We start from the raw sequence: 16857 nt of genomic DNA on the forward strand, positions 1-16857 counted from the left end.
CGGAGCAGCCGCACGAGCCGTCGACACGGCCGGCACCACCGGCGCGCACACCCCGGGAGCCGCCCGATGAGGGTCCTGCTGATCGGAGCCAACGGGTTCATCGGCCGTTTCGTCGCCGACCGCCTGCTCGCCGACCCGGCCGTCCAGCTGACCGCGCTCGGCCGCGGCGACGACGCCGACGTCCGCTTCGACCTCGCCACCGGCAGCCCGGGCGCGCTCACCCGCTTCCTCGACGCGGTCCACCCCGGGGTCGTCGTCAACTGCGCCGGCGCCACCCGCGGCGGCGCCCGCGAACTCACCCGGCACAACACCGTCGCCGTCGCCACCGTCTGCGAGGCACTGCGCCGCAGCGGCTGCGGCGCCCGCCTGGTGCAGATCGGCTGCGGCTCCGAGTACGGTCCGAGCCAGCCCGGCTCCTCCACGGCCGAGGACGCCGTACCCCGCCCCGGCGGCCCGTACGGTGTCAGCAAGCTCGCCGCGACCGAACTGGTCCTCGGCTCCGGCCTGGACGCCGTCGTCCTGCGCGTCTTCTCACCGGCCGGCCCCGGCACCCCGGCCGGCTCTCCGCTGGGCCGCCTGGCGGAGGCCATGCGCCGCGCCATGCAGTCCGGCGACGGCGAACTCAAACTGGGCGGCCTCGGCGTCCAGCGGGACTTCGTGGACGTACGCGACGTCGCCCGGGCCGTGCACGCCGCCTCGCTCTCCGCCGCGCAGGGGGTGATCAACATCGGCTCCGGCCGCGCCGTCCGCCTCAGAGACGCCGCCGCCGTCCTCGCGCGCGTGGCCGGGTACGGCGGTGCCCTCCACGAACTCGACACCCCGCCCGGGCCGCTGCGCGGCGCCCTCGCCCACCCGCGCCCCGACTCCGAACACCAGGTCCCGGTGGCGTACCCCTACCCGGACGGCTGCGGCAGCTGGCAGCAGGCCGACGTGCGCACCGCGCGCGACCGGCTCGGCTGGCGTCCCCGCATCAACCTCGAAGAGTCCCTGGCCGACATCTGGATGGAGGCGGCATGCCGCATCTGACCAGCAGCACCCCGGGCAGCACCGGCACCGGCGTCCGCACCGCCCTCGGTGTCCCCGGTTACGCCCACCCGCTCGTCGCCCCGGCCCAGTGGGCGGAACTCACCCGCCCCGGCACCCCGCTGGACTGGGTGGTCCTCGACGTCGCGGCCGGCCCCGGCAGCCGCCCCGACCCGCACTGCCTGGAGGCCGCCGTCCGGCTGCGGGCCGCGGGCGTGCGCGTCCTCGGCCACCTGGACCTCACCTACGGCGCCCGGGTCTTCGGCGAGCTGCTCTCCGACGCCCACCGCCACCTGGACTGGTACCGGGTCGACGGCTTCCTGCTGGACCGCTGCCCCACCGAGCGGACCGCGCTGCCCGAGGTCCACCGCGCGGTCACCACCCTCCGGGCGATCACCGACACCGCCCACATCGTCCTCGGTCACGGCCGCCACCCGCACCCCGGCTACGCCGAGACCGCCGACCAGCTGGTGACCTTCGCCGGCTCCTGGTCCGACTACCGCTGGTCGCAGGTGGCCGAGTGGACCGCCGACTACCCGCCCGACCGCTTCTGCCACTTCGTGCACAGCGTGCCCCGCGGCCATCTCGACGAGGCGCTGCGGATCGCCCGCTGGCAGGGAGCGGCGACCGTCTACTTCACGGACCGCACGGACAGGGGCGGCCGCGTGGACCCCTGGGAGACGATGCCCGGCTACTGGGACGACATCGTCTCGCGAGTCGGAACGGGTGTCTCGGAATGAAGAAGGCCGTGGCAGTGTTACCAGGAGAACAACTGTAGTGATTGACCGACCAACGGAGTCCCCGTGTCGTTGCCACCCCTGGTCGAGCCCGCTGCCGAGCTCACCGTAGACGAGGTTCGCAGGTACTCCCGCCACCTGATCATCCCCGACGTCGGGATGGACGGGCAGAAGCGGCTGAAGAACGCCAAGGTGCTCTGTGTGGGCGCCGGCGGCCTGGGCTCGCCGGCGCTGATGTACCTGGCCGCCGCGGGCGTGGGCACCCTCGGCATCGTGGAGTTCGACGAGGTCGACGAGTCGAACCTGCAGCGCCAGATCATCCACAGCCAGGCCGACATCGGCCGCTCCAAGGCCGAGTCCGCGCGCGACAGTGTCAAGGGCATCAACCCGTACGTGAACGTGGTCCTTCACGAGGAGCGGCTGGAAGCCGACAACGTGATGGAGATCTTCGGCCAGTACGACCTGATCGTCGACGGCACGGACAACTTCGCGACCCGCTACCTGGTCAACGACGCCTGCGTGCTGCTGAACAAGCCGTACGTGTGGGGTTCGATCTACCGCTTCGACGGCCAGGCTTCGGTCTTCTGGTCCGAGCACGGCCCCTGCTACCGCTGCCTGTACCCGGAGCCCCCGCCCCCCGGCATGGTTCCCTCCTGCGCCGAGGGCGGTGTCCTGGGCGTGCTGTGCGCGTCCATCGGCTCCATCCAGGTCAACGAGGCCATCAAGCTCCTCGCCGGCATCGGCGAGCCGCTGGTCGGCCGTCTGATGATCTACGACGCCCTGGAGATGCAGTACCGCCAGGTCAAGGTCCGCAAGGACCCGAACTGCGCGGTCTGCGGCGAGAACCCGACCGTCACCGAGCTGATCGACTACGAGGCCTTCTGCGGCGTCGTCTCCGAGGAGGCCCAGGAGGCGGCCGCCGGCTCGACCATCACTCCGAAGCAGCTCAAGGAGTGGATCGACGACGGCGAGAACATCGAGATCATCGACGTCCGCGAGCCGAACGAGTACGAGATCGTCTCCATCCCGGGCGCCCGGCTGATTCCGAAGAACGAGTTCCTCATGGGCACCGCCCTGGAGGGCCTCCCGCAGGACAGGAAGATCGTCCTGCATTGCAAGACGGGTGTCCGCAGTGCGGAAGTCCTCGCGGTCCTGAAGTCCGCGGGCTTCGCCGACGCGGTCCACGTCGGCGGCGGCGTCATCGGCTGGGTCAACCAGATCGAACCGCACAAGCCGGTCTACTGATCACCGGCCTCGCCCGCCAGCGAGGCTGACGAGGCCCACGGCTCCGACCAGGTCGCAGCCGTGGGCCTCTGCCGTCGTCGGCCGTCGTCGGCTGACCCCGTACGGCCCGGGGACGGCCCGGGGTGTTGACGGCCGGCCGGGAAGAGTCCGCACGGAAGCGGTGTCGTAGGGATCGGCTACGTTGCACGGATGACTGACACGGACCCGCTCGTGCCGGGACTCACCGGACTGCTCGTGGACATCGTTCGGTGGCTGGACGGCTGCGAGGACGAGGAAGTCGATCCGGACTCCGCGGTGAAGACGATGGAGAGCGTGGGCGGGGTGCTGCGGCAACTGCCCTCGGACCAACGCGAACGGCTCTTGCGGGTACTCGCGGACTTGGCCGAAGCGGAGCAAGATCCGGCACGGCGCGAGTTCCTGGAGGCGTTTCCCGTCGCCATCGGCATGGCCGAGGACGAGCTGAGCTGACCCGGTCCGGCCGCTCTGCTGTACGGCTACGGGATGCGTCATGTACAACATCGCCATGATGACTCAACCGACGCGGGCGATGTGGTGGGCCGAGATCGCGGTCTTCCTCACCGCGGCCGGCGCGACTTTCACGGCGATTGCCTTCCTGGTGTCTTCGGCAGCCGCAGGCCGTCACGTGACCGTCGACGGCGCGCCGTCGGTCCTGTTGATCGCGCTGTCCATCGGCGTAGGCGTCTTCGTGAGCGGCCGGTTCAGGGCGTGGGGTTCGCGTCGCAGGGCCGCGTGCCCCACACAACCTTGAGAACCGTCGTGGCAAACGGCCTCTGACCTGGATGTTCGGTCAGGGGCCGTTCTCGTGCCCGGCTACCGTGGCTGCCCGCTGCTCCCCGTGGTTTCCCGCTCGATCGGGTACGACCGGGGCACGGGGAACCTCACTGCCGTACAGCCGGGGTCCGGTGGGGACTCCGATGCTACGGCCGGCGTGACGTGGGGGGCGGCGGTCGGCCGGCGTCGGGCGACCTCGCTGAGCGGTTGGGACCCGCTGAATCAGCGACTGCACCGCAGGGCCCAGTTCTTCGAGACCGGATGTCAGCCGCTGGTGTCGGCGGGGCTGTTCCGCCGGTGTCCTGCCTGCTCCGGCCGCTTGCCCTCCGGGCCCTCGGAGTGCCCGGGTGGGAGCGGGAAACCGAGGCTACGGTCGATGGGGGGCCGGCCGCCTTCGGCGCCGGGTGGGGGAGTGCCGCCGTGACGCCCACGGGCGAGGCGATGGGTGTCCGGGACGTTGCCCGGCAGACGAGTACGCAGACGCTGCCGGGCGCGGTCGTGGAGCCGCGTCATGAGGTGGAGGGCCCGGGCGACCGGTGTCGGATCGCTCAGATCGTCGGTCAGGGCCACTTCGACGCCTCCGCTGAACCGGGCGGTGTAGTTATACATGAGGCTGCACAGCCCGGCCAGGCCGGTGCCCAGGAAGACCTCCAGTGTGACGACCACGGTGGCGACGGACAGCGTCTCCGACGGCGTCGGCCACACGCCCGGGACCAAGATGGCCAGCATCACCGACGCGGTGAGCACGGTGCCCAGCACGCACGCCCCGAGGCCCCCCAGGAACAGGAAGCTCATCACCGTGACGGACCACGGGTTGGTCTCGGTTATGCGCACGCGGGCGGACCGGCGCGGTGGAGCGTGCGGCAGGGACTGACCAGGGCTCGGCGCCGGCCGCGGCGACTCGGGTTCGCATGCCGCCGGGGTGGGCGCCGTCGGTGCCGTCACGCTGCGGGATCCGGTCCTCGGCGCCCGCAGACGAGCCGTGCTACGGGTCCTGATGCGCTTGGTTCGGCTCATGTCCACTCCCTGGTTGGGCCACACCTGCGACGGTATGGGCAGACGTGTCACCGCGCACCCCGGCGATCACGGAGAGTGATCGTGCCGGGTCGGCCTCCTCAACGGGCCGGTGCACGGCCGGATCCGAGCCGCTTCAGTCGCCACCGGCTCTTGCATTCGTCGCCGGCGCCTCACCTGTTCGGCCTACGCGGGCGGCCTCCCCGTGTGCGGTGCCCCCCGTTCGGCCGCACGGTGGAGGTGGCGCGCTTGCCGACGGGCAACAGCCATGATCGGTAGTTTCTCGGGAGGGCGCCGTGATCGTACTGGCTGTGCTCCTCCCGGTGGTGCTGCTTCTCATGCTGTTCGGGCTGCCCGCTCTGGAAGACCGCCTGTTCCCGCCGCCACCGCCGCCTGTGCCGGACAGCGCGAGCCCGGAGCAGGTCGACTGTGAATGACGCCGCGGCGCGAGAGGCTGCCGGGCCGGTGAACGCGACCGCCGGAGATCGAGTGGATACCTCGTCAGGAATGATCGGGGGACGACCCTTCGGAAGGCCAGTCGGCCAGCCGAAGACGGGCCTCCTGCGCCACGACCGGCCAAGGGTCGTCGACCAGACGCGCGACTGCCGAGCGCGGCGAGCGTGGATGGCCGGCGACGAGCCTTCGCACCGAGTCATGCGGATCACCGGACAACCGTTCCAGCAGCTCAGGCGGGCAGTTGCGCTTGCTCGCCACCCGGTCCCGGACCCGCCAGTCCGGATCCTTGACCAACTCGGCCAGGATCTCCGGCGGGACCGTCCTGTTGTGCGCGGCCCAGAAACGCATGTCGGGATGGTCGCGTACCAGCTCCCACCAGACGGGCAGCGGAAGAGGCGCCCACGCCGAGCGGTCGTACTCAGCCGGGTCCTCACTCCGGCGCAGCCGGATGAACTCCTCCACGGAGGTGATCTCGGGGAAACGGTCCGCCATGGCAGCCAGTAGGCCACGATGTCCCGGTCGGACGTCAAGCACCCACCGGGACCCGGCACTGACCACAGGGCGAATGCTCGTGGTCCGCGGTGTCGTCTCGCCGCCTCCTGCCGCAAACCGTTCGCGTCAGGAGCATTCCGTGCCGTCCTTCGGCACCTTGCCGTTCAGCAGGTAGGCGTCCACCGCCGAGTCGACGCAGTCGCTGCCGTTGCCGTACGCCCCGTGTCCCTCGCCCTTCCAGGTGAGTTCGACGCCCACGCCCCGGCCCAGCTCGTCGGCCATCCTGCGGGTGCCCTCGTACGGGGTGGCGGGGTCGCCGGTGGTGCCGACCAGCAGGATCGGCGCCGCGCCCGGCGCGCTGACCTCCGGGGTGTCGTACTGACCCGGCACCGGCCAGTCGTGGCACCAGCCGGCCGTGTCCCAGCCCAGGAAGTCCCCGAACACCGGTGAGATCCGCTCGAAGCCGGTCAGCCGCCGCTTCGTCTCGGCGAGCGTCGGCCGCTGCCTGTCGTCCAGACACGATATGACCCGCTGGGCGTGGGTCATGGTGCCGTAGCGGCCCGAGGGGTCGCGGTCGTTGTATTCGTCGGCGAGCGCCAGCAGACCCGAACCGTCGCCCCGTTCCGCCGAGGTGAGGGCGCTGGTCAGCCGCGGCCACATCGACTCGCTGTACAGCGGCAGGATGATCCCGGTGACCGCGAGAGTCTGGGTGAGCTTCCGCTCCGAGGAGGTCGGCAGCGGCTTGGCGTCGAGCCGGGTCAGCAGGGCGGCGATCTTACGGGAGCCCTGCTCGGGGTCCTGGCCGGTGGACTTCAGGTAGTCGTCCAGGGCCCGTTGGAAGCCGCGGGCCTGGTTCTCGGCGTGACCCACCGTGTCCGCGGTCGGGTCGACCACCGCGTCCAGCACCAGCCGGCCCACCCGGCGCGGGAACAAGTGGGCGTAGACGCCGCCGAGTTCCGTGCCGTAGGACATGCCGAAGTAGTGCAGCTCGTCGTCGCCGAGGACCTGGCGCATCAGGTCCATGTCGCGTGCGGTGTCCGTGGTGGAGACATGGGCCAGCAGGGGCCCGGCGGCCTTCTGGCAGCCCCTGCCGAAGTCGGTGGCGTCCCGGAAGTACGCCTTCTCCTCGGCCGGGGTGTCGGGGGTGGCGTCCACCGACTCGGCGGCCTCGATCTCGCGGTCGCCGCGGCAGCGGACGCCCTCGCTCCCGCCGACTCCGCGGGGATCCCAGCTCACCAGGTCGTAGCGCTTGTGGAGGGCGGAGACGGACGACTCGAAGTAGGGCATCGTCGAGACACCCGAGCCGCCGGGACCGCCGAAGTTGAACAGCAGCGAGCCGATGCGGTCGCCGCCGGTCGCCCGGGAGCGGACGAGGGCGAGGCCGATCGTGTCGCCGTCCGGCCGGGACCAGTCGAGCGGCACCTTGAGTGTCGCGCACCGCCAGGCGTCGCCCGGTGCGGAGGAGCCGCCGGTGGCCTTGCAGCGCTGCCAGTGTAGGCGCTGGGAGGTGAGGGAGGACGGAAGGTCCGCCGGGGGCGGTGCGGCTGTGGAACGCGACGCCGACGGGGGAGCCGAGCCGGTTCCCTTGCCCTCGTCCCCGCTTGCGCCCCCGTCGGACGAGCCGCCGCAGCCGGCCAGCAGCAGCCCGGCGGCCACCGCGGCCGTCCACCGCAGGAATCGCATCATGCCCACCCCCTGACAGACCCGCCGCATGTGTCGCGGCGGGCGTTCCAGGCCATGGTAGGCGCCGCGGGCTCGCCGTGCGGAAGCCTGTGGATAACCCACTGACCTGCGGCTTCCTGCTCTCGGTGGGCCGGGGTCGGTCAGGTCGGTCAGGTGCAGACGGTGCCGGCCTTCGGCAGTTTCCCGTCGAGCAGGTAGCCGTTCACCGCGCCCTGCACGCACTTGTTCTTGCTGTCGTACGCGCCGTGCCCCTGGCCCTTGTACGTCATCTCGACGCCGACACCCTTGCCGAGCGCGTCCACCATCTTCCGCGCGCCCTCGTACGGGGTGGCCGGGTCGCCGGTGTTGCCGACGACGAGGATGTGCGCCGCGCCCGGTGCGCTGACGTCGGGGTGGTCGGCGGCGCCCGGTACGGCCCAGTCGGTGCAGCTGATCATGCCCCAGGCCAGGTAGTCCCCGAACAGCGGGGAGGCGGCGCGGAACTCGGGCAGCCTCCGCTGGACGTCGTCCGTGGTGTAGCGCGGTTTGTCGTCGGCGCAGTTGATGGCGATGTTAGCCGCGGTGAGGTTGCTGTACTCGCCGTTCTCGTTGCGGCCGTTCATCGAGTCGGACAGCAGCATGAGGATCTTGCCGTCGCCGTCGTACGCCTCCTCCAGCCCTTCGGTGAGGTACTGCCAGAAGTCCTTCGAGTACAGGGACTGCGCGATGCCGTTGGTGGCGGCCGTCTGGGTCAGCTGGCGGGGGAAGATCCCCGGGATCGGCTTTTTCTCCAGGTCGGCGAGGAGGTGCGCGATGCGGTCCTTGACCTCCTGCTCGGTGTCGCCGATCGGGCAGTCCGTGGTCTTCGAGGTGCAGTCCTTCGCGAAGTTGTCGAGCGCGAGCTGGAAGCCCCTGGCCTGGCCGAGGGCGCTCTGCTCCGAGTTCTGCGTGGGGTCCACGACGGCGTCGAGGACGGCCCGGCCGACGTGCCCGGGGAAGAGGTGGGCGTAGACGCCGCCGAGTTCGGTGCCGTAGGAGATGCCGAAGTAGTGCAGCTTGTCGTCGCCGAGGACCTGCCGCATCAGGTCCATGTCGCGGGCCGCGTCGGTGGTGCGCACATGCGGGAGGATCTTCTTGGAGTTCTTCTCGCAGGCCGTGTTGAACTGCCGGGTGCGCTGCAGCAGCTGCGCGCGCTCGGCGGCGTCGTCGGGGGTGGCGTCCTGCTGGAAGTACTCGTCCAGCTGGGCGTCGCTCTCGCACTCCACCGGTGCGCTGCGGCCGACCCCGCGCGGATCGAAGCTGACCAGGTCGTAGCGGGTGCGCAGGGCCGTGTAGTCGGAGCCGAACGCGGGCAGGGTGCTGACGCCGCTGCCGCCCGGGCCGCCGAAGTTGAACACGAGCGAGCCGATCCGTTCGCTCGCCGGACCGCTGGCCCGGGCGCGGATCAGGGCGATGTCGATCGTGTCGCCCTGGGGCCTGCCCCAGTCCAGCGGTGCCTTCATGGTGGCGCACTGCCACTTGGCGCCGCCCGGCAGCGGGGACGGGGCGCTGCCGCCGCCCTCCGCGCCGGAGGGCGCCGGGCAGTCCTGCCAGTCCAGCTTCTGCGCCGTGAGGTCCCCGTGCTCCTCTTTGGCGCCGCAACCGGCCAGCGCAGCGGAGAGCAGTACAGCGGTGGTGGTCAGCGCGACGGCACGCAGCCCGGAGCGGTTCGCCATACTCCCATCGTGGGGGCGTGCGCGCCGGGGCGCGCGGGGCACGGGCCGTACGAGCTACCTCACCCCGCGGGGCACGCGCACCGCCGCGGTGTCCTCACAGGGCTCCCTTGCGGGTGAGGTGGTTGAAGGCCAGCCAGCCCGGCAGCACCGGCAGCCACAGGGTCAGCAGCCGGAACAGCAGCACGGCCGGGGCGGCGACCTCCTTGGGCAGGCCCACGGCGATCAGACCGACGGTGAGCGTCGCCTCGACCGCCCCCACGCCGCCCGGGGTGGGCGCCGCGGATCCGAGCGCGTTGCCGGCGAGGAAGACGACGGCGACGCTGGCGATGCTCAGCGACACCGACCCGTCGCCGAAGGCCCGGATGGAGGCGTCCAGGCACATCACGAAGCAGGCGGTCAGCAGGAGCATGCCGCCGATGCCGGTGACGAGCTTCTGGGGCCGCTGCAGCACATCGAGCATGCGCGGTACGACACCGGCGAACAGCGACCTCACGCGCGTGACGACGAACTTCCGCAGGAACGGCACCGAGGTGACGACGAGGACCAGCACGGCCACGGTCAGCAGGCCCGCGATGACCGTGCGGGACGGCGACAGGGAGGGGGTCTTCTCGGTGCCGGTCAGATAGCCGAAGGACAGCAGCATCAGGATGTGGCAGCCGAGCCCGAACAGCTGGGAGGCGCCGACACTCGCCACCGCGAGCCCCGGCCGTACGCCGGCGCGTTGCAGGAAGCGGGTGTTGAGGGCCACACCGCCGACCGCGGCCGGTGCCACGATCTTCACGAACGATCCGGCGACCTGCGCCGCCACGGTCCGCGGGAACGGCACCCGCTCCGGTACGAAGCCCAGCAGGGCCATCGCCGCGGCGACGTAGCTCAGCGCGGAGAACAGCACCGCCGCCGCCACCCAGCCCCACTGGGCCTGTGCGAACAGCGTGCCGAACTCGATGTGGGTGAGCTGCGTCAGCAGGTAGTACGCGCCGATCGCACCGGCGATGAAGCTGATGAGCGTGCGGGGGCGGATCCGCTCCAGCCGGGCCGGCTCCACGGGCGCCTGCGGCCTGATCCGCAGGACCTCGTGCCGGATCTGGGTGAGCAGGTCCTCCTCGCGGGCCTCTTCGACGGCTTCGTCGATGGCCCGCTTCTCCGCGCGCTGCTCGGCGCGGACCGTCTTCTTGTCGGGCTTGTCCCCGGCGGGCGGGGCCGTCTCGGACGCCTCCTCCGCAGGGGCCTGCTTGGCCTGCCGGGAGGCCTCCAGCACCGCCTCGCGTTCGCGCTGGGCGCGTTCCCGGGCCAGCCGGCGCAGCGTCGCGCGCGTGGAGCGCGTCAGCGCGATCGGCTGGAGCATCGGCAGGCAGTCGGCGACGGCGTCCGGGCCGAGCACGCGGACCGCCGAGGCCACCGCCCGCTCGGCGCCGACCCGCAGGCCGAGCGTGGTGACCAGCTGGGCGACGTCCATGCGCAGCAGCAGCTCGCCGGCCGCGATCTCGCCGCCGCGCAGCTCGGTGAGGATGACCCTGCCGGAACGATCCACCAGAATCGCGTCCCCGGCCAGCCTGCGGTGCGCGATGCGCCGGGACTGGAGCGCCCGGACCTGGTGCCAGGTGTTGCGCAGCAGCTCGTCGGTGATCTCCTCGTCGGCCAGCGAGTCCAGCGTGCGCCCGCCGGTGTGCTCGTAGACGAGCATGACCGCGTCCGGACCCAGCTCCGAGGTGGCGATCAGCTTGGGCGCGTTGGCGCCCGCCGCGATCGCCGCGTACGCCAGCAGCGCCTCCTGCTCCAGCGCCTGGCGCAGCGACTGGAGGCTGGAGCGGGTGGCGAAGCCGCGCAGGGTGAGATTGCGCCACGCGCGGTAGAAGAAGCCCTGCGCCTGCTGTTCCCGGTCCACGACGGTGACGTCCAGCGGCGGGCCGTCCTCCAGGGTGACGAAGTAGCGCCGGCCCCGGTCGCCGTTCTCGGTGTCCACGGCCTCCTCACGGGCCGTGGACACCGGGTGGAAGCCGACGTGCCTGAGGCCCGCCATGAGGGTCTGGCCGGTCGGGCGGACGTTGGGGGAGCCGACCGCGTACAGGGTGCCGTAGGCGATGGTCCAGCCGATGAGGACCGTCAGGATGATCGAGAAGGGGGTCGTGTAGCCGGTGACCAGCATCGAGAACGCGTCGAGCAGCAGCACGATCCACAGCACCGCGCGCCATCTGGGTCTGCGGGACATGCCGACGGCCGTCATGTAGGCGATGACGGGGGCCAGATAGCCGTGCACCGGGTCGGTCAGGGCGTGGATGTCTCCCGGCGAGGGCTGGGTGAGAGCCTCCTGGATCGAGTCCGGGGCGGCCCGGGCGACCCACAGGTCGGTGGCGAGCGTCACTCCGTGGGCCAGGACGGCCGCGAGGACGCCGTCGGCGATGCGCAGCCCGTCCCGTTTGATCAGCCGTTCGATCGCGAAGGCGACCGGCACCAGGAGGATCGCGATGCTGGACGCCAGCCCCGCGATCTTGATGAGCAGGTCCGGGGCCTGACCGGTGCCCTTGTTGATGTCCTGTTCGAGGCCGGAGGTGGTGCCGTGCGCGAACGCGGCGATCGCGAGCAGCACCACGATGGCGAGGACGCCCACCAGGAGCCGCATGAGGTCGGAGGGGCGGTGCACGCGCGCGGGGAGCAGCGGTTCGTCGCCCTCCACCTGCTCGGCGTGGGGATCGTCGTCGGCGCACGGGGGCTGCCCCGTGGGCGGGCTCCCCGGGCCGGACGCGGGCTGCCCCGTGGGCGGGCCCCCGGAGCCGGACGCGGGCTGCCCCGTGGGCGGGCCCCCGGAGCCGGACGCGTCTGTCGCGGAGCTCTCCGTGTCGCCGCCACGCGCGCGCGTGGCGTCGGTCTTCTCGTCCCCGGGGCCGCCTGTCCCCGCGCGGGCGGCGCTGTCCTCCCGGGTCGCGGGTTCGCCTGCTCCCGCGCGCGTGACGTCGTTCTCCCCGGCCGCGGGCTCGCCTTCCCCCGCCTCTTGGGACGCGTGTCCGCCTTCCCCCGCGCGCGTGCCGTCGTCCGCCTGCGGACCGGTGTCTTCCTGGGGCGCGCCGGTGCCGCTCTCGCCCGTGCGGGCGGTACCGGGGCGCGCGGAGGCGTCAGGGGTGCCCGCCGCTCCATCGGGGTGCACGCCCTGCTCCTTCATGGTCTCTTCTTGGTCTCGTATCACCAGTCACCGCCCGCACGATGGTGGCATGCCCCGCCGGCACACGCGGGCATCAGGGTGCGGATGCGCGGGCGCACAGTCTGCCGGAAGGACCGCCCGGGGGCGAGGGGGCCGCGCCCCGCTCAGCCCGCGGGGACGCCGGCGGGGTGCGGCAGGATGGGGGGAATGAGCGAGCAGAGCCCTCCCCAGGACGCCCGCGAGGGGTACGCGGACGCGTTGCCGGAGTACGCCGAGCGGGTCCTCGACGTCGCGGAGCGGATTCCGCCGGGCCGGGTGATGACGTACGGCGATGTCGCCGAGTGGCTGGAGGAGGGCGGCCCGCGTCAGGTGGGCCGGGTGATGGCTCTCTACGGTGGCGCCGTCCCCTGGTGGCGTGTGGTGCGTGCCGACGGCGTGCTGCTGCCCGGGCACGAGCTGCGCGCGCTCGACCACTATCGCGCGGAGGGCACCCCGCTGAAGCAGGCCGGCCGGACCACCGAGGGTCATCTGCCGCGGCTCGACATGCGACGGGCCCGGTGGGAGGGGGGCGCGGACGCGGAGGGTCACATCTGACAGCTTCCGCCATCGGCTGCCGCCAGGGCAGACCTGTGGTCCGTTCGGGTGACACGGGGGACGTCCGTGGCATGCCGTACGTTCGTGGGGTGAGGGACGCGCGTGGCCCGAGCGCCGCGAGGGAACAACCGGAAGTTCTGCCTCCGTCCGGAGCGGCGGCGTAGCGTCGGCACCACGTGTCCCCCTCACCCCGCGGTCACCGCCTCGCGCGCGTGACCGCCCGCCCGCCAGCACGACCACCAGGACCGGCCAACCACGTGAGCACCTCTTCCTCCACCAGTCGCCTGCCGCACCCCCCGGTGCGGCAGGGGAGCCGTGGCGCTTACCGACTGGTCCGTACCCCACCGGCCATCGTGGATCCCCCTCCTCTGGACGCTCGGCAGCGGGCTGTGGTTGACCACCGCACCGGACCACTTCTGGTCCTGGCCGGTCCCGGCACCGGAAAGACCACCACCCTCGTCGAGTCCGTGGCCGCGCGGATCGCCGGGGGCGGCGACCCCGAGCGGATCCTGGTGCTCACGTTCAGCCGCAAGGCCGCCGTCGACCTGCGCGACCGCATGGCCCTGCGCATGGGCGCGGCCCGCGCGCCCCGGGCGACCACGTTCCACTCGTACTGCTACGCGCTGGTCCGTGCCCACCAGGACAGCGGCCGGTTCGCCGAACCCCTGCGCCTGCTCTCCGGCCCCGAGCAGGACGTGGCCGTCCGTGAGCTGCTCGCCGGCCAGCCCGAACTGGAGCGGCTCGGCCTGACCCACGTGCGCTGGCCGGACGAGCTGCGCGCCTGCCTGACCACGCGCGGCTTCGCCGACGAGGTCCGTGCCGTCCTCGCCCGCAGCCGCGAGCTGGGCCTCGGCCCGGACGCCCTGGACGCCTTCGCCCGCCGCATCGGCCGCCCCGACTGGCGGGCGGCTGCCGCCTTCCTCGCCGAGTACCTGGACACCCTCGACCTCCAGGGTGTGATCGACTACGCGGAACTGGTCCACCGCGCGGTCCTGCTGGCCGGCGGCCCCACGACGGCGGCCCGGCTCGCCGCCCGGTACGACGCCGTGTACGTGGACGAGTACCAGGACACCGACCCCGCCCAGGTCCGGCTCCTGCACGCCCTGGCCGGCGGCGGCCGCACCCTGGTCGCGTTCGGCGACCCCGATCAGTCGATCTACGCCTTCCGCGGCGCCGACGTGAACGGCATCCTCGACTTCCCGGCGGCCTTCCCGCGCGCGGACGGCCGCCCCGCCCCCGTCGAGGTGCTGCGCACCTCCCGCCGCTCCGGCGCCGCCCTGCTCGCCGCCACCCGTCTCGTCACCCAGCGCATGCCGCTGACCCGGCTGCCCGCCGACAAGGTCCGCGCCCACCGTGAGCCGGCCGCCGTGCGCGACGGCGGCCGGGTCGAGGTCCACACGTACCCGACGCCCGGCGCGGAACTGGACAACATCGCGGACCTGCTGCGCCGCGCGCACCTGGAGGACGGCGTCCGCTGGAGCGACATGGCCGTCCTGGTGCGCGCCGGCTCGCGCCTCCCGACCCTGCGCCGGGCCCTCACCGCGGCCGGCGTCCCCGTGGACATCGACGGTGACGACCTGCCCCTGAGGCACGAGCCCGCCGTGGCCCCGCTGCTCACGGCCCTGCGCGCGGTGGCCACGGCGGAGACACGGCGCCGCGAGGAACCGGCCACGGACGAGGAGCCCGCCGGCGAGCGGCCCGCCGGCGAGCGGCGCGGCGCCGACGAGGAGCCTGCCACCGACGAGCGGCCCGCCACCGACGAGGAGCCTGCTGCCGAGGAGCAGCCCGTCACCGACGAGCAGCACGCCGGCGAGGAGCAGCTCGCCGCCGGTGAGGAGCTTCCGGCCGGGGAAGGCGACACGGCACCCTCCGCGGAGGGCGATTCGTCACCGGCCGCCGAGGCCGACCCGGCACCGGGGGCGGCGGCCGCCGACGACACCGGAGCCCCCGACGCCTGCTGGCTCGACACCGAGACCGCCCTCACCCTGCTCACCTCCCCGCTCGCGGGCATGGACGCCGCCGACCTGCGCCGCCTCGGGCGCGCCCTGCGCGAGGAGGAGCGGGCCGCCGGGAACCCGCTGCCGCCCCCGTCCGACGAACTGCTCGCGCGGGCGCTCGCCGAACCCGAGCGCCTGGCCGTGCACGACCCGGCCTACGCGCGCGGGGCACAGCGCCTCGGCGCGCTGCTGCGCAAGGCCCGTGAACGCCTCTCCGGCGGCGGTACGGCCGAGGAGGCGCTGTGGGACCTCTGGGAGGGCACACCGTGGCCTGGGCGCCTGGAGCGGGCCGCCCGGCGCGGCGGCGCGGCCGGCCGCAACGCCGACCGGGACCTGGACGCCGTCTGCGCCCTGTTCGCCACCGCCGCGCGCGCGGAGGAGCGCACCGGAGGGCGAGGCGCCCTGAACTTCCTGGAGGAGATCGAGGCCGAGGACATAGCCGCCGACACGCTCGCCCGCCGCGTGGTGCGGCCCGACGCCGTCCGCGTGATGACCGCGCACCGCGCCAAGGGCCTGGAGTGGCGGCTCGTCGTCGTCGCCGGTGTCCAGGAGGGTCTGTGGCCCGACCTGCGACGGCGCGGCTCCCTGCTGGAGGCCGACCGCATCGGTCGCGACGGACTCGCCGAGCCGCTCACCCCGGGGGCGCTGCTCGCGGAGGAGCGCCGCCTGTTCTACGTCGCCGCCACGCGCGCGCGTGACCGGCTCGTCGTCACCGCCGTGAAGGCCCCGGCCGACGACGGCGACCAGCCGTCCCGGTTCCTGACCGAGCTGGGCGTCGAGCCCAGGGACGTCACCGCGCGCCCCCGCCGCCCGCTGTCCGTCGCGGCCCTCGTCGCCGAGCTGCGCGCGACCACCGTCGACCCGCGCGCGTCGGCCGCGCTGCGGGAGGCCGCCGCCCACCGGCTCGCCCGGCTCGCCGCGCTCGCCGACGAGGACGGCCGCCCGCTGGTGCCGTCCGCGCACCCCTACCGCTGGTGGGGCATGTTCGAGCCGACCGAGAGCAAGGTGCCGCTGCGCGACCGCGACCAGCCCGTGGTGCTCTCCGGCAGTGCCCTCGACCAGCTCGCCAACACCTGCGCCCTGCAGTGGTTCCTGGGCCGTGAGGTGAAGGCCGACGCCCCCGCCACCGCCGCGCAGGGCTTCGGCAACGTCGTCCACGTCCTCGCCGACGAGGTCGCCTCCGGCCGCACCCCCGCCGACCTCGACGTCCTCATGGAGCGCCTGGACTCCGTGTGGAACGCGCTCGCCTTCGACGCGCCCTGGAAGTCGCAGCAGGAGAAGGACAACGCGCGCGGGGCGCTCGAACGCCTCCTGAACTGGCACGTCCTGGACCGGGCCGGCCGTACCCCGGTGGCGAGCGAGCAGGACTTCGACGTCACCCTCGAAGCCGGCGACTACCAGGTCCGCATCCGTGGCCAGATGGACCGCGTCGAGACGGACGCCGAGGGCCGGGCCTACGTGGTCGACTTCAAGACCGGCAAGCAGGCGCCCACCGCGCGCGAGGTGGAGCGGCACCCGCAGCTCGCCGTCTACCAGCTCGCCCTCCGCGAAGGCGCCGTCGACGAGGCCTTCGACGGCGTACGCCCCGAACCGGGCGGCGCCGAACTGGTCCACCTGCGCCAGGGTGCCGCACGACGCGACGGCGGCGACAGCCTGCCCAAGGTGCAGACCCAGGAGCCGCTGGCGGGGGAATGGGTCGGCGAGCTGCTGGCCACCGCCGCCGGGAAGGTCCTGGACGAACGGTTCACCCCCACGACCGGGCAGCACTGCACGCACTGCGCGTTCCGCGCCTCGTGCAGTGCCAGGCCGGAGGGACGGCACGTGATCGAGTGAGCGGCCCGGGTACGCCGGACGCCCCGGAGCAGCCGACGGGTGACCGGTACGCGGCCGGAGGGGGGTGCCCGCTCGTGGTCCGAGGCGGTTGCTCGGGGCCGGGTGACCGCATGGGGCCGCGGTGAGCCGCGCCGGTCCCGGAATCCGAAGGTCCGGGTGCG

At 73.1% G+C, this 16857-nt stretch carries 13 protein-coding genes; 8 read left to right on the top strand and 5 right to left on the bottom strand.

All coding sequences use genetic code 11. The features are described 5' to 3' along the window. Positions 1-66 precede the first annotated feature (66 nt). The 5 genes from ACZ4VF_RS36950 (at position 67) to ACZ4VF_RS36970 (ending at position 3774) form a co-directional block, all read left to right on the top strand. On the top strand, positions 67-1026 hold the full coding sequence (locus tag ACZ4VF_RS36950) for an NAD-dependent epimerase/dehydratase family protein (RefSeq protein WP_467931550.1): 960 nt from the start codon (positions 67-69) through the stop codon (positions 1024-1026). Beyond that, positions 1014-1763: a spherulation-specific family 4 protein gene (locus tag ACZ4VF_RS36955; RefSeq protein ID WP_467931552.1), complete on the top strand. Its 750-nt coding sequence runs from the start codon at positions 1014-1016 to the stop codon at positions 1761-1763. Before ACZ4VF_RS36950 ends, ACZ4VF_RS36955 begins: the two co-directional genes overlap by 13 nt. Before the next feature lie 63 nt (positions 1764-1826). Then, a complete protein-coding gene (moeZ, locus tag ACZ4VF_RS36960) occupies positions 1827-3005 on the top strand; it encodes an adenylyltransferase/sulfurtransferase MoeZ (protein WP_467931553.1) in 1179 nt (392 codons plus the stop codon). Between the two features lie 189 nt (positions 3006-3194). After that, on the top strand, positions 3195-3473 hold the full coding sequence (locus tag ACZ4VF_RS36965) for a hypothetical protein (protein WP_467931554.1): 279 nt from the start codon (positions 3195-3197) through the stop codon (positions 3471-3473). Positions 3474-3513: 40 nt separating this feature from the next. Beyond that, the gene (locus ACZ4VF_RS36970; protein ID WP_467931556.1) at positions 3514-3774 is read left to right on the top strand and encodes a hypothetical protein; all 261 of its coding nucleotides are present in this window, start codon (positions 3514-3516) and stop codon (positions 3772-3774) included. Positions 3775-4061: 287 nt separating this feature from the next. Here ACZ4VF_RS36970 and ACZ4VF_RS36975 read toward each other — a convergent pair whose 3' ends face one another. After that, entirely contained in the window at positions 4062-4631 is a 570-nt protein-coding gene (locus tag ACZ4VF_RS36975) for a DUF3566 domain-containing protein (protein WP_467931557.1), read from the bottom strand. A gap of 476 nt (positions 4632-5107) precedes the next feature. Here ACZ4VF_RS36975 and ACZ4VF_RS36980 point away from each other — a divergent pair, with 476 nt between their 5' ends. Continuing rightward, positions 5108-5248, top strand: coding sequence for a hypothetical protein (locus ACZ4VF_RS36980; RefSeq protein ID WP_467931558.1), 141 nt, complete (start codon positions 5108-5110; stop codon positions 5246-5248). A gap of 64 nt (positions 5249-5312) precedes the next feature. Here the strand turns inward: ACZ4VF_RS36980 and ACZ4VF_RS36985 are convergent, their stop codons facing one another. The 4 genes from ACZ4VF_RS36985 to ACZ4VF_RS37000 form a co-directional block, all read right to left on the bottom strand. Continuing rightward, positions 5313-5729, bottom strand: a complete 417-nt coding sequence (locus tag ACZ4VF_RS36985) for a hypothetical protein (RefSeq protein ID WP_467931560.1) — start codon at positions 5727-5729, stop codon at positions 5313-5315. A gap of 156 nt (positions 5730-5885) precedes the next feature. Beyond that, on the bottom strand, positions 5886-7445 hold the full coding sequence (locus tag ACZ4VF_RS36990) for an alpha/beta hydrolase (protein ID WP_467931561.1): 1560 nt from the start codon (positions 7443-7445) through the stop codon (positions 5886-5888). A 146-nt stretch (positions 7446-7591) separates the two neighbouring features. Then, the gene (locus ACZ4VF_RS36995) at positions 7592-9136 is read right to left on the bottom strand and encodes an alpha/beta hydrolase (protein ID WP_467931562.1); all 1545 of its coding nucleotides are present in this window, start codon (positions 9134-9136) and stop codon (positions 7592-7594) included. A gap of 94 nt (positions 9137-9230) precedes the next feature. Then, positions 9231-12293, bottom strand: coding sequence for a lysylphosphatidylglycerol synthase transmembrane domain-containing protein (locus ACZ4VF_RS37000; protein ID WP_467931564.1), 3063 nt, complete (start codon positions 12291-12293; stop codon positions 9231-9233). A 186-nt stretch (positions 12294-12479) separates the two neighbouring features. Here ACZ4VF_RS37000 and ACZ4VF_RS37005 point away from each other — a divergent pair, with 186 nt between their 5' ends. Both ACZ4VF_RS37005 and ACZ4VF_RS37010 read left to right on the top strand, forming a co-directional pair. Beyond that, on the top strand, positions 12480-12866 hold the full coding sequence (locus tag ACZ4VF_RS37005; protein ID WP_467931565.1) for an MGMT family protein: 387 nt from the start codon (positions 12480-12482) through the stop codon (positions 12864-12866). Between the two features lie 257 nt (positions 12867-13123). Further along, positions 13124-16696, top strand: coding sequence for an ATP-dependent helicase (locus ACZ4VF_RS37010; protein WP_467931566.1), 3573 nt, complete (start codon positions 13124-13126; stop codon positions 16694-16696). Positions 16697-16857 lie beyond the last annotated feature (161 nt).

The sequence above is a fragment of the Streptomyces sp. NPDC029151 genome, assembly GCF_055564315.1.